The sequence below is a fragment of the Microbacterium alcoholitolerans genome (assembly GCF_050408615.1).
Lineage (GTDB): Bacteria > Actinomycetota > Actinomycetes > Actinomycetales > Microbacteriaceae > Microbacterium.
On sequence record NZ_JBNTKD010000001.1, the window covers coordinates 253644 to 266567 of the forward strand.

General features: G+C 68.4%; 13 protein-coding genes and 1 pseudogene. 11 read left to right on the forward strand and 3 right to left on the reverse strand.

Annotated features, from left to right (window positions below):
- The first annotated feature begins 145 nt into the window (after positions 1-145).
- Positions 146-1060 carry a heme o synthase gene (locus tag ACQUSX_RS01235; RefSeq protein ID WP_428907566.1) on the forward strand — a complete coding sequence of 305 codons (915 nt, stop codon included), beginning with the start codon at positions 146-148 and terminating at the stop codon, positions 1058-1060.
- A 9-nt stretch (positions 1061-1069) separates the two neighbouring features.
- Here ACQUSX_RS01235 and ACQUSX_RS01240 read toward each other — a convergent pair whose 3' ends face one another.
- Positions 1070-2188: a COX15/CtaA family protein gene (locus ACQUSX_RS01240; RefSeq protein WP_428905162.1), complete on the reverse strand. Its 1119-nt coding sequence runs from the start codon at positions 2186-2188 to the stop codon at positions 1070-1072.
- A gap of 238 nt (positions 2189-2426) precedes the next feature.
- Here ACQUSX_RS01240 and sufB point away from each other — a divergent pair, with 238 nt between their 5' ends.
- From sufB to ACQUSX_RS01275, 7 genes are read left to right on the forward strand one after another with little or no spacing between them, the layout of a single operon-like run.
- Positions 2427-3845, forward strand: a complete 1419-nt coding sequence (sufB, locus tag ACQUSX_RS01245; protein ID WP_428905163.1) for a Fe-S cluster assembly protein SufB — start codon at positions 2427-2429, stop codon at positions 3843-3845.
- On the forward strand, positions 3845-5041 hold the full coding sequence (sufD, locus tag ACQUSX_RS01250; protein ID WP_428905164.1) for a Fe-S cluster assembly protein SufD: 1197 nt from the start codon (positions 3845-3847) through the stop codon (positions 5039-5041). The genes sufB and sufD overlap by 1 nt, the downstream gene beginning before the upstream one ends.
- Positions 5038-5364 carry a non-heme iron oxygenase ferredoxin subunit gene (locus ACQUSX_RS01255; RefSeq protein ID WP_428905165.1) on the forward strand — a complete coding sequence of 109 codons (327 nt, stop codon included), beginning with the start codon at positions 5038-5040 and terminating at the stop codon, positions 5362-5364. Before sufD ends, ACQUSX_RS01255 begins: the two co-directional genes overlap by 4 nt.
- A complete protein-coding gene (sufC, locus tag ACQUSX_RS01260) occupies positions 5365-6135 on the forward strand; it encodes a Fe-S cluster assembly ATPase SufC (RefSeq protein ID WP_428905166.1) in 771 nt (256 codons plus the stop codon).
- A 9-nt stretch (positions 6136-6144) separates the two neighbouring features.
- Positions 6145-6474, forward strand: a complete 330-nt coding sequence (locus ACQUSX_RS01265) for a metal-sulfur cluster assembly factor (protein ID WP_428905167.1) — start codon at positions 6145-6147, stop codon at positions 6472-6474.
- A 21-nt stretch (positions 6475-6495) separates the two neighbouring features.
- Entirely contained in the window at positions 6496-7671 is a 1176-nt protein-coding gene (locus ACQUSX_RS01270; RefSeq protein ID WP_428905168.1) for a MalY/PatB family protein, read from the forward strand.
- Entirely contained in the window at positions 7668-9059 is a 1392-nt protein-coding gene (locus ACQUSX_RS01275; RefSeq protein WP_428905169.1) for an MFS transporter, read from the forward strand. The genes ACQUSX_RS01270 and ACQUSX_RS01275 overlap by 4 nt, the downstream gene beginning before the upstream one ends.
- Here ACQUSX_RS01275 and ACQUSX_RS01280 read toward each other — a convergent pair.
- Positions 9034-9588: a TetR family transcriptional regulator gene (locus tag ACQUSX_RS01280; RefSeq protein WP_428905170.1), complete on the reverse strand. Its 555-nt coding sequence runs from the start codon at positions 9586-9588 to the stop codon at positions 9034-9036. The genes ACQUSX_RS01275 and ACQUSX_RS01280 overlap by 26 nt on opposite strands.
- A gap of 87 nt (positions 9589-9675) precedes the next feature.
- On the opposite strand from ACQUSX_RS01280, the gene ACQUSX_RS01285 reads away from it, so the two are divergent.
- The 3 genes from ACQUSX_RS01285 to ACQUSX_RS01295 are packed head-to-tail and all read left to right on the forward strand — an operon-like array spanning position 9676 to position 11551.
- Positions 9676-10281, forward strand: coding sequence for a biotin transporter BioY (locus ACQUSX_RS01285; protein WP_428905171.1), 606 nt, complete (start codon positions 9676-9678; stop codon positions 10279-10281).
- Positions 10278-10958, forward strand: a complete 681-nt coding sequence (locus ACQUSX_RS01290; RefSeq protein WP_428905172.1) for an energy-coupling factor ABC transporter ATP-binding protein — start codon at positions 10278-10280, stop codon at positions 10956-10958. Before ACQUSX_RS01285 ends, ACQUSX_RS01290 begins: the two co-directional genes overlap by 4 nt.
- Positions 10955-11551, forward strand: coding sequence for an energy-coupling factor transporter transmembrane component T family protein (locus tag ACQUSX_RS01295; RefSeq protein WP_428905173.1), 597 nt, complete (start codon positions 10955-10957; stop codon positions 11549-11551). The genes ACQUSX_RS01290 and ACQUSX_RS01295 overlap by 4 nt, the downstream gene beginning before the upstream one ends.
- Positions 11552-11758: 207 nt before the next feature.
- On the opposite strand, the pseudogene ACQUSX_RS01300 reads toward ACQUSX_RS01295, so the two are convergent.
- Positions 11759-12817, reverse strand: a pseudogene (locus ACQUSX_RS01300) (acyltransferase family protein); the annotation flags it as partial.
- Positions 12818-12924: the final 107 nt, after the last annotated feature.

Genomic DNA, 12924 nt, shown 5'->3' on the forward strand with positions numbered 1-12924 from the left:
TTCTCTCGGTTGCACCGGCGCCCGAGACCCTGTTCGGCGCGCCGCGAGTCGTCCCGAGGGACATGCGCGGCGGGGCGGTGCGACACGCCGGTTGGCATAGACTGGAAGGAGTTTGCCTGTGCCCGCTCAGAAGGAGGCGATCGCGATCTCGACGACATCGCAGACCACCGAGACCACGTACTCGTTCGGTCAGAAGATCCGCGGCTACATCGCCCTCACCAAGCCGCGCGTGATGGAGCTGCTGCTCGTCTCGACCGTGCCGGTGATGTTCCTCGCCGCCGGCGGACTGCCCAACCTCTGGCTCGTCTTCGCGACCGTGCTCGGCGGTGCGATGAGCGCGGCGTCCGCGGCGTCGTTCAACATGTACCTCGATCGAGACATCGACGTGCACATGAAGCGCACGGTGAACCGTCCGCTGGTCACCGGCGAGGTGTCCGCCCGCGGCGCGCTGGTCTTCTCCTGGGTGCTCGCCGTCGTCTCGACCATCTGGCTGCTGCTGACGACGAACTGGCTCACCGCCGCGCTCTCCGCCGGCGCGATCTTCTTCTACGTCGTGATCTACACGATGATCCTCAAGCGACGCACCGAGCAGAACATCATCTGGGGCGGCATCGCCGGGTGCTTCCCCGTGCTGATCGGCTGGACAGCCGTCACCGAGTCGCTGGCGTGGCCGCCGTTCGTGCTGTTCGTGCTCGTGTTCCTGTGGACGCCGCCGCACTACTGGCCGCTGTCGATGAAGTACAAGGACGACTACGTCGACGTCGAAGTGCCGATGCTCGGCGTCACCCGCTCTGCATCGCAGGTCGGTCTGCAGGTCATCCTCTACGCGTGGGCGACGGTCGCCTGCTCGCTGCTGCTGGTGCCGGTCGCGCACATGGGGCTGGTCTACACGGTCTCGGCGCTGGTCTTCGGCGGCTGGTTCATCTACGAGTCGCACCGGCTGTACAACCGCGCGGTCCGCGGGGGAGAGCCGCGGCCGATGCGCGTGTTCCACGCATCGATCACGTATCTCACGCTGCTGTTCGTGTCGGTCGCGATCGATCCGCTGCTGCCGTTCTGATCGATCGGGTCAGCCGACCGGCCGCTTGAGCTTCAGCACCACGACCGTGTAGGTCGCGGCGGCGAGAGCCGCCAGCACCATGTGGATGCCGACCAGCAGGGCGGGCAGGCCCTCGCGGGCCTGCCACACGCCGACGATCACCTGCGCGCTGATCGCCACGACCAGCACCAGCAGCCAGCTGCGCACCGGCAGTCGCAGGATCCAGGCCGCCACAGTCAGCACGAGCACCAGCCCGGTGAGGATGTAGCCGGGCCAGGAGTGCACATGCGCGAGCACCGAGGCGTCGAAGCCGGTGCGGATCACGTTCGCGTCACCGGAGTGCGGTCCTGAGCCGGTCGTGAGCACACCGACGAAGATGGTCATGGCCAGTGCCAGGCCGGTGACGTGCGACAGGATCATGAACCACTTCGGCGCCGTGCTCTCACGGGGTCCGGCGTCCTCGCCCATGCGCACCAGGTAGGCGGTGGTCACGCACACCAGTGCCAGCGACGCCGCATAGTGGAATCCGACGATGAGCGGGTTGAGTCCGGTGAGCACCGTGATTCCGCCGACGAACGCCTGGGCGATGACGCCGACGAGAACGACCCATGCCAGCACGGGCAGGTCACGGCGGCCGGTGATCGTGCGGACCGACTGCACGGCGGCGATGACGGCCACCAGCAGCAGGCCTGCGGCGAACGCGGGGAAGGCCAGGTCGTCGTGGCCCGCGACCGCGGCGATGGCGTAGAGGACGCCGCCGGTGCCGATGCCGCCGAGCGCGAACCACAGCGTCGTCGTGAACGCCCGCCGGCCGCCGACGATGTGCAGCGTGAACAGCAGCACGACGATGGCGAGGATGCCGACCACGCCCGTGATCGTGCGGTTTCCGAACTCGATGATGCCGTGGATGCCCTGCTCGGGCGTCGGCACCAGGGACTCGGGCGTGCACAATGGCCACTCCGAGCATCCGAGACCCGAACCGGTCAGTCGCACCGCACCGCCGGTGCCGATGATGAAGACCTCGAAGATGAACGACAGCCAGGCGAACGCCCGCACGCGCGCGTCGACCTCTGTGGGCAGCCAGGCGAAGAAGCGGTCTCGCCAGCCGGTCGGAGCGGGGGTCGTCTCGGGTGCGACGATGTCAGTCATGGAGCCTCCGGCCCGCCCCGGCGCGCGACGAGCACGGCCCGTCCGTCAGGCGGAACCTGTAGAATCGGATTGTTGTGATGGACGCGCGCAGTGCGTCGTCCACCACTGACAGTTTAGGCGCGTGTTCCGCGCCGACGATGAGGGCCCATGAACGGCATCCGATCTCCGCATACTCGACGGAGCTGAGGCATGCCGGGGCGGATGACACCGTCTGGGCCCGTGTTGAGGAGAGTGTGTCATGTCGGATGTCCTGATCGACCGCCCGGAGCTGGACAGTCTGGGGGTGTACGAGTTCGGCTGGCACGACCCCGATGCCGCCGGCGCAAGCGCGCGGCGCGGGTTGTCGGATGCCGTCGTGCGCGACATCTCCGCGCTCAAGAACGAGCCCGAATGGATGCTGAAGACCCGTCTGAAGGGTCTGTCGCTGTTCGAGCGCAAGCCGATGCCGACCTGGGGTGCAGACCTCAGCGAGATCGACTTCGACAACATCAAGTACTTCGTCCGCTCCACCGAGAAGCAGGCGCAGTCGTGGGAGGACCTCCCCGACGACATCAAGAACACGTACGAGCGTCTCGGCATCCCCGAGGCCGAGCGCCAGCGTCTCGTCGCCGGCGTGGCCGCGCAGTACGAGTCCGAGGTCGTGTACCACCAGATCCGCGAGGATCTCGAGGAGCAGGGTGTCATCTTCATGGACACCGACACGGCGCTGCGCGAGCACCCGGAGTTCTTCGAGGAGTACTTCGGCACGGTGATCCCCACCGGCGACAACAAGTTCGCGGCGCTCAACACGGCCGTCTGGTCGGGCGGCTCGTTCGTCTACGTCCCCAAGGGCGTCCACGTCGAGATCCCGCTGCAGGCGTACTTCCGCATCAACACCGAGAACATGGGTCAGTTCGAGCGGACCCTGATCATCGCCGACGAGGGCAGCTACGTTCACTACATCGAAGGTTGCACGGCTCCGATCTACAAGTCCGACTCGCTGCACTCGGCCGTCGTCGAGATCATCGTGAAGAAGAACGCCCGCGTGCGCTACACGACGATCCAGAACTGGTCGAACAACGTCTACAACCTCGTCACCAAGCGTGCCGTCGCGCATGAGGGCGCGACGATGGAGTGGGTGGACGGCAACATCGGCTCCAAGGTGACGATGAAGTACCCGTCGATCTACCTGATGGGCGAGCACGCGAAGGGCGAGACGCTGTCCGTCGCCTTCGCAGGCCCCGGCCAGCACCAGGACGCCGGCGCGAAGATGGTGCACATGGCGCCGCACACGCAGTCGTCGATCGTCTCGAAGTCGATCGCCCGCGGTGGCGGACGCTCCGGCTATCGCGGCGAGGTCCGCGTCGACCCGGCCGCGCATCACTCCGCCAACTCGGTCGTCTGCGACGCCCTGCTGGTCGACACCCAGTCGCGCTCCGACACGTACCCCTCGATCGACATCCGCGTCGACGACGTGCAGCTCGGACACGAGGCCACGGTCTCGAAGGTCAGCGCGGAGCAGCTGTTCTACCTGCAGTCGCGCGGCATCGAGGAGACCGAGGCGATGGCGATGATCGTGCGCGGCTTCATCGAGCCGATCGCACGGGAGCTGCCGATGGAGTACGCGATGGAATTGAACAAGCTCATCGAGATGGGCATGGAAGGCAGTGTCGGCTGATGACGGCCCCCACACAGGCGCCCGAGCTGGCGCCGCAGACGAACGCGCACATCGACCCCGCCGCACAGGTCGCGGACGCCGGCTTCGTGCCGGTGCAGACCCGCTCCGAGCGGCCCAGGTCGTTCGACCCTGAGGAGTTCGGCGCTCCCACCGGCCGCGAGGTCAATTGGAAGCACACGCCGGTCGCACAGCTGAAGCCGCTGTTCGAGATCGCCTCCGCGAACGACGGCGTGACCTACACCGTCAGCCACGAGCAGTACCTTCGACCGGCGCTTGCGCACGGCGCGACTCCGCGCGGCGAGTTCTTCGTCCCGGAGGACGTCGTCGCCGCCGTGGCATGGCAGGGAACGTCGGATGCCATGCATCTGAGCATCCCGAACGATGAGGAGGTCGCCGAGCCGATCGTCGTGCAGATCGACGGGCAGGGCGGCCGTGCGGACGCCCATCTCGTGATCGAGGCCGGGCGGCACAGCGTGTCGACCGTCATCCTGCGACACACCGGCACCGCGCAGTACGCGCAGAACCTCGAGATCATCGTCCGCGACGGCGCCAAGCTCAAGCTCGTCACCGTGCAGCAGTGGGAGGATGACGCGATCCACGCGTCCGCCCACCAGGCGCGTGTCGACCGCGACGCCGAGCTCACCCACATCGTCGTCAGCTTCGGCGGCGGCATCGTGCGCGTGAATCCGAGCGTCGAGCTCTCCGGCACCGGTTCGCACGGCTACCTGTACGGACTGTCCTTCGCCGACGCCGGGCAGCACCTCGAGAGCCAGGTCTACCTCCACCACAAGGGTGCGCACACCACCGGCGACGTGCTCTACAAGGGCGCGCTCAAGGGCGCCAGCGCACGCAGCGTGTGGATCGGCGACGTGCTCATCGGCCCCGATGCCGTCGGCACCGATTCGTACGAGGCGAACCGCAACCTGGTGCTCACCGAGGGCGCGCGCGCCGACTCGATCCCGAACCTCGAGATCGAGACCGGCGACATCGCCGGCGCGGGCCACGCCAGCGCGACCGGACGCTTCGACGACGAGCAGCTGTTCTACCTGCAGGCTCGCGGCATCCGCGAGGAGGAGGCGCGCCGCCTTGTGGTGCTGGGCTTCCTCACCGAGGTCGTGCAGCGCATCGGCGTCCCGTCCGTGCAGGACGAGCTCCTCGTCGCCATCGAGGCCGAACTCGCAGGAGTGGACGAGTGAGCGCGCAGCGCGCGTGCAGCGTCAGCGAGCTCGAGCAGGACACCCCGCTGCGCGTCGAGCTCGACGGCGTGGCCATGGCGATCGTGAAGGACGCCGACGACGAGATCCACGCGATCGGCGACCGCTGCACGCACGGTGACATCTCGCTCTCCGAGGGCTTCGTCGAAGGAAAGACGCTGGAATGCTGGGCACACGGCTCGGCTTTCTCGCTCGAGACCGGCGTGCCCCTCAACCTCCCCGCTTACGAGCCCGTCCCGGTCTACGTCGTCCAGATCGACGGCGACGACGTGCTCATCGACCCCACTGTCATTAAGGAAGTCTGAATGTCTGTTCTCGAGATCCGCGACCTGCACGTAACGGTCGAGACCGATCAGGGCGAGACGGCGATCCTCAACGGGATCGACCTCACCATCAACACCGGTGAGACGCACGCCATCATGGGCCCGAACGGCTCGGGCAAGTCGACCCTGGCCTACACGATCGCCGGTCACCCGAAGTACACCGTCACCCAGGGCACCATCACGTTCGATGGTGAGGACGTCCTGGAGATGAGCGTCGACGAGCGCGCCCGCGCCGGCCTGTTCCTCGCCATGCAGTACCCGGTGGAGATCCCCGGTGTCACGGTGACGAACTTCCTGCGCACGGCGAAGACGGCGATCGACGGCGAGGCTCCCTCGATCCGTCAGTGGACCAAGGACGTCAAGGGCGCCATGACGAACCTGCGCATGGACCCGAAGTTCGCGCAGCGCAACGTCAACGAGGGCTTCTCCGGTGGTGAGAAGAAGCGCCACGAGATCATGCAGCTCGAGGTGCTCAAGCCGAAGTTCGCCGTCCTGGACGAGACCGACTCCGGTCTCGACGTCGACGCGCTGAAGATCGTCTCGGAGGGCGTCAACCGCGCCAAGGAGGCCACCAACCTCGGCGTTCTGCTCATCACGCACTACACGCGCATCCTGCGGTACATCCGCCCGGACTTCGTGCACGTGATCGTCGCGGGCAAGATCGTCGAAGAAGGCGGCGCCGAGCTGGCCGACCGCCTCGAGGACGAGGGGTACGACCGGTTCATCGACCCGGCCGCCCCGATCGAAGCGTAGGCTGAGGGCATGACCGCGACCCTCACCCCGGAGAAGTTCGACGAGGTCACCGAGGCTCTCAAGGACGTCATGGATCCCGAGCTCGGGATCAACGTTGTCGACCTCGGACTGATCTACGACCTGTCCTGGGACGACGACAACGACGCGCTGGTCATCCACATGACGCTGACCAGCGCGGGCTGCCCGCTGACGGACGTGCTCGAGGAGCAGACCGCGCAGGCTCTGGACTCGGTGGTGGACCAGTTCCGCATCAACTGGGTGTGGATGCCGCCGTGGGGCCCCGAGCGGATCACCGATGACGGGCGTGACATGATGCGCGCCCTCGGCTTCGCCATCTGACACACCTGTCCGGAGGACACGATGGCCGTTCCTGTCACGGCGCTCAGTTTGACGGAGTTGCGCGAGCGGACCAGCGAGAAGTGGCGGGAGTACCCCGACGAGGTGCTCCCGCTCTTCGTCGCCGAGACCGACTTCCCTCTGGCACCGGCCGTCACCCGCGCGCTTGAGCGCGCGGTGCGCGGTGGCGACACCGGGTATGTGGCATCCCGCACTCCGCTTGCGGCCGCCTACGCGGCGTTCGCCGAGCGCCGGTACGGCTGGGCTCCCGATCCTGAGGGCATGCGCAGCACCGCGGATGTCAGCATGGGCGTCGTCGAGATCCTTCGCCGGGTGATCCAGCCAGGTGAGCGGGTGATCGTGAATCCGCCGGTGTATCCGCCGTTCTTCGATCTGGTCGAAGAGGCCGGTGGCGTCGTGGAGCGGGTTCCGCTGCGTGATACCGGCGTCGGATGGGAACTGGATCTCGAGGGCATCGAGGCGTCCCTCGCCGCCGGCGCTCGCGCCGTCCTGCTCTGCAACCCGCACAACCCGACCGGCACGGTGCATTCCGCGCAGTCGCTGCGCGACCTGGCGGCTCTGGCCGTGAGGTACGGCGTAGCGGTCGTCTCCGACGAGATCCACGCGCCACTGGTGCAACCCGGGGTCGAGTTCACCCCGTTCCTGGCATCCGGCGACGATGCCGCACAGGCCGGGTTCGCGGTCGTCAGCGCGAGCAAGGCGTTCAACCTCGCCGGACTGAAGTGCGCGCTGATGGTCGCGGCATCGCCCGAGCCGAAGCGACTGCTGCGCGCGCTGCCGATCGAGGTGGAGTGGCGCACCGGACAGTTCGGACTGCTCGCCGCCGTCGCCGCGTTCGCACCGGAGAGCGATGCATGGCTGGACGGCCTTCTGCTGACCCTCGACGCCAATCGGCGCCTGCTCGCGGACCTGCTGGCCGAGCACCTTCCGGAGGCGCGATATCGGATGCCCGATGCCGGCTATCTGGCGTGGATCGACCTCTCGGATCTCGGCTGGGGCGAGAATCCCTCGCGCCGCATTCTGCGCGAGGCGAAGGTCGCGCTGCACTTCGGGCCCGCGTTCGGCGAAGAGGGCGCGGGGCACGTGCGCCTGAACTTCGGGACCAGCCCCGAGATCATCCGCGAAGCCGTCGCACGCATCGCATCGCTGCGCGCCGCCGACCACGAGCACCGGGGGTGAGCGCTCCGGCCGCCGAGACGATCTGGGATCGCACCAGGCTCGGCATCACGATCGGCTCCGTCGTCCTGATCTTCCTCGCCGCCCTCGAGGCTCTCGCTGTGACCACGGTCATGCCGGTCGTCAGCGTCGATCTGCGTGGCGAGTCGCTCTACGCCGTCGCCTTCTCCGGCACGCTCGCCACCAGCGTGATCGGCATGGTGGCCGCCGGCACCTGGAGCGATCGCAGCGGTCCCCGTGCGGCGCTGTACACCTCGGTGGCGCTGTTCGCCGCCGGCCTGCTGGTCTCTGGTCTCGCACTGGACATGTACACGTTCATCGCCGGGCGGCTGCTGCAGGGGCTCGGCGCAGGCGGGCAGACGGTGGCGCTGTACGTCGTGGTCGCACGCGTGTATCCGCCGCGTCTGCACGGACGCATCTTCGCCGCCTACGCCGCGGCGTGGGTGGTGCCTTCGATGATCGGCCCGTATCTCGCCGGTGTCGTGACCGAGTTCCTGCACTGGAGGTGGACCTTCCTCGGGGTGGCGGTGCTGATCGCAGCGGCGTTCCTGCTCGTCATGCAGCGCTTGCGCGACATCTCGCTGTCCACCGATGCCGATGGGACCGCGGCTGCCGACGATGGAGATGAGGCAGGGGATGCGGGGACGCGATTCGCCACGCGGATGCTGCTCGCGGTGACCGTCGCGGTCTGTGCGGTCGCCGTCGGATTCGCCGCCGAGCTGCCCGTGCACTTCGGTGCTCTGCTCGCTTTGCTGGGCCTCGTCGTGATCGGTGTCGCGCTCCTGCCGCTGCTCCCGAAGGGGACGCTGCGGGCGCGCGCGGGTCTGCCGAGCGTGGTGCTCACCCGAGGGCTCGTGGCGGGCGCGTTCTTCGCCGCGGAGGCGTTCATCCCGAAGCTCCTGATGGACGACTATGCGTTCACGCCGTCGATCGCGGGACTCGCCCTGACCCTCGCGGCGCTCGGCTGGTCGAGCGCATCCGCGGCGCAGGGGCGGTGGGGCGAGCGGCTCGGAAGCCGCCGCATCATGCTCATCGCCTTCACCCTCATCATGCTGGCGATGCTCAGCATCCTGCTGGTGATCCTCGTGTGGCACTCCCCGTGGCCGATCGTGATCGGGTGGGGTCTCGCCGGTGCGGGTATGGGGCTGCTCTACCCCTGGCTGACGGTGCTCACGCTGGCATACTCGACGCCGCGCAACGAGGGGTTCAACTCATCGGCGCTGTCGATCTCGGATGCCACCGGCTCGGCACTCGCCGTGGCGATCGCCGGTCTCGGCTTCATTGCGATGCCGCTGCTCGGCTCGGGATTCGTCACGGTGTACGCCGTGGCGGCGGCGCTGATGCTGCTCGCTCTGCTGCCGGGGCTCAGACTGGGGAACGGCCGGCGCTGAGTCCGGCCAGCGCTCGTATGCCCGTGTCGAAGACGGCATCCGAATGGGCGGTCGGGTCATCGGCATCGGGCTCGACAGCGCCGATGCTCTGCGCGTGCATCCGCTGCTGCAGCAGCATGGCGTGTCCCACGATGAACTCGAACGCGGCATCCGCCATCGGCTCGGATTGCGGGTGCGAGCGCAGCGATGCGGCCAGCGCGCGCTGCGCGCGGGGCGCGCCGAGGCGCAGTGCGTATGCGCTCATCACGACCTCGGCGCCGTCGCGGTAGGTCAGGAGCGCGTCGAGGACGGCGCGGGCGACCCGAATCGGGTCGGCAGTCGGGTCCGGATCGGGAACGGCGGAGAGGATGCGATCGGCGACGCCGGCCAGCAGCGACTGCTTGTTGGGGAAGTGCCAGTAGAGGGCGCTCGGCTGCACGTCGAGCTCGGTGGCGATGCGGCGCATCGACAGATCGGGCAGGCCCACCTCGTCGAGAAGCCGCAGGGCGCAGTCGATGACGCCGTGGCGATCGTGTCGGGACGGAGGCATGACACCAGTATAGTGAACACTGTTCAGGTGAACGGTGTTCAGGAAGAATCGGCTCCGAACCCGTCAGCACGTCCCGAAAGGATCCTCATGGCCGCCACCCGCCGCCCGCTCAGCGCCGACCTCGCGCGCATCGCACTGTTCGCCGCCCTTATCATCGTGCTCGGCACCGTGCTGGTTCCGCTGCCCGGCGGCGTGCCGATCACCGGGCAGACTCTCGGCGTCATGCTCGCAGGCCTCGTCCTCGGAGCACGACGGGCGCCGTTCGCGATCCTCATCGTGCTCGCCGTCGCGGCGATCGGCCTGCCGGTGCTCGCGGGAGGCCGAGGCGGACTCGGAGTCTTCGTCGGCCCGACCGCCGGATACCTGCTCGGCTGGGTGGTCGGCGCGATGGTCATCGGCGCGATCGCGCACAGCGGAAGGTTCACCTGGTGGCGGGCGGGACTTGCCACCGTGGTCGGCGGCATCCTCGTCGTCTACCTCTTCGGCATCCCGGTGCAGGCGTGGGTGACCGGTGTTCCGCTGGATCTGACCGCGCTGTCGAGCCTCGCCTTCCTGCCGGGAGATCTCATCAAGGCTGTGCTCGCCACAGTGCTGGCCGTGGCGCTGCGCCGCGCGTACCCGCGTGCGTTCCCGGACGCCGTATCGCCGACGGCTGCTCCCGCGGCATCCGCGGCCGCACCCACGGCACCGTGACCGGGCCTGGCATCCAGTTCGACGGTGTCGGGTACGCGGTCGCAGACACGCAGATCCTGCGTGACGTCTCGGTCTCACTCACTGCCCGCAGCACCGCCGTCATCGGCGCGAACGGTTCGGGCAAATCGACGTTCGCGCGACTGCTGAACGCCCTGCGGCTGCCCACGGCGGGGACCGTGCGCGTGCTCGGTCTCGACCCGCTCTCGGATGCCGCTGAACTGCGCTCGCGCGTCGGATTCGTCTTCACGAATCCCGAGGCGCAGATCCTCATGCCCACGCCTGCCGAGGACCTCGCGCTCTCGCTCGGCGCTTTGCCGAAGAAAGAGCGCCCGGCGCGGATCGAGGCTCTGCTGGCGCAGTACTGGCTCGCCGGTCGCGGCGATCAGCCGGCATCCGATCTCTCCGGAGGGCAGCGGCAGCTGCTGGCCATCGCGGCTGTGCTCGCAACCGAGCCCGATCTCGTCGTCGCCGATGAGCCGACCACCCTGCTCGATCTGCACAACGCCCGGCGAATCAGCGATCTGCTGCTGGGGCTCGAGGTGCCGGTCGTGATCGTCACCCACGATCTCGAGCTCGCGGCACGCTGCGAGCAGGCCGTGCTGTTCGTCGAGGGCACGGTGGCGGCGGTCGGCATGCCGGACGAGGTCATCGAGCGATATCGCCGGATACCGGCATGATCTCCCTCTACCGACCCGGCGACGGGCCCCTGCACCGGCTGCCCGCCGGCGCGAAGTTGCTGGGGCTGGCGGTCGCCGCTCTGCTGATCTCGCTGCTGCGCCCCGGAGTGATCGGTACGCTCGTCGTGCTGGCCGTGGCATCCGTCCTTTACCCGCTGTGCGGACTGGGGTGGCGTCTCTTGTGCCAGTCATGGTGGCGGCTGCGCTGGCTGATCGTCGTGCTCGGCGGCGCACTGTGGCTGTTCGTGAGCGGTGTGGCCGCGATCGAGAACACGGGGCGCGTCATCGCCCTGATCCTGCTCGCCGAGCTCGTCACGCGGACCACCCGGATGGGCGACCTGCTCGATGTGCTGCAGCGCGTGCTGCGGCCGCTGCGCTTCGTCGGCATCGACCCGGCGTCCGCGGCCCTCGCGATCTCACTCACCATCGCGATGATCCCGGTGCTGGCGGGTTTCGTGGTGCAGGTGCGCGACGCGCAGCGCGCCCGCGGCGTCCGGCTCGGGGTGCGCGCCGCGCTGCCGCTGCTGGTGCTGACGCTCCGGCACGCAGACGACGTCGGGGATGCACTGGCTGCACGCGGCCTCACGCGGTGACCCGCTCGGAACCAGCGCTGCGCGCGGCATCACCATGGCCAGGGCGGTGACCAGCGTGGCCAGTGCGATCAGCGCTGTGCTCGTCGTCGTCCCGCGCACCAGCAGCATGCCGATCGCTGCGGCGCCGATCAGCGTGGCTGCCGTGACGCGCGCGCTGCCGATGGCCACCCTGGGCGCCCGGATCGTCTCGATCCGCGAGAGCGGGATGCTGATCAGCGCCGTGATCCCGAGGGCGAGCACCAGCCAGAGGGGGCGACTGAGCCACCACGAAGACGATGCGGGGGCGGGCAGATCGAGGATGTCGACGGATGCCAGCAGCGCCGACATCCCGGCGAGCACGAGCAGCACCGACATGTGCCACAGGTAGATGGTCATCGCCCGCTCGGATACGAACGAGGTGAATCTGGACAGCCGTCCTGATGCGAGTGCGGAGAGCGGCTCGCGCAGCAGCGTGAACGCGGCGGTGTGCACGATGCCCACGAGGATCAGTGCCGTGGTCGGCGGGTTGATGTTCTCGATGAGGTCGGGGGAGTGCACTCCGGTGGCGAAGCTCGTCGCGAGGATCGCCAGAGCAGTCGCCCCGATGCGGATGCGCGTCTGACGCGAGAGCGCATCCACTCGACCGTCCGCGAGCAGGAAGCCGAGCTGCTGCATCGTCAGCCAGACGAATGCGAGGTTGAGGAATCCGACGGCATCCACCCCGGTGACGGCCCGCGCGATGTCGACGATGACAGCAGCGGCTGCGAGCGCGGAGATCGTGATGAACGGCGCGGCCCGGTGCGCACGCGCGAGCACGGGGACGAGCGCCTGGCACAGCAGGAACACCGCGAGGAACCACAGCGGCTGCCCGAACCGGTAGCCGGCGGTCTCGATGAGGTCCGTGGGAACGCCGGCGAGTGTCAGCGCCGCAAGGCCGACGCCCGCGGCGGCGATCACCGCCGCCGCGGGAAGCAGCAGCCTGACCAGGCGTGCGGTGGCGAACGCGGTGCCGGACAGGCCTCGTGCCTGCATCCGCCGATACGCGGTGTACGCCGAGAATCCGCCGATCACGAAGAACAGCGGCATCACCTGCAGCACCCAGCTGACCGGCACCAGCCACCATCCGGAGTCACCCGCGTTGGCGAACACCGGTCCGTCCGCGTCGAGGGTGACGCCGACCATCAGCGAGTGAAGCACGACGACGGCGACCACGCAGAGCGCGCGAACGAGGTCGATCGCGTGATCGCGACCCGAGCGGACGGGCAAGGCGGACGGGGACGAGAACATCTGAGCCTCCGGGGATCGTGGTGTCCTCGGAGGCTATGGAGCGGATGCCTGCGCAGACATCACTCCGGGGTGCTGTCTGCGGCAGTACCGGAGTATGAGGGCGCCGG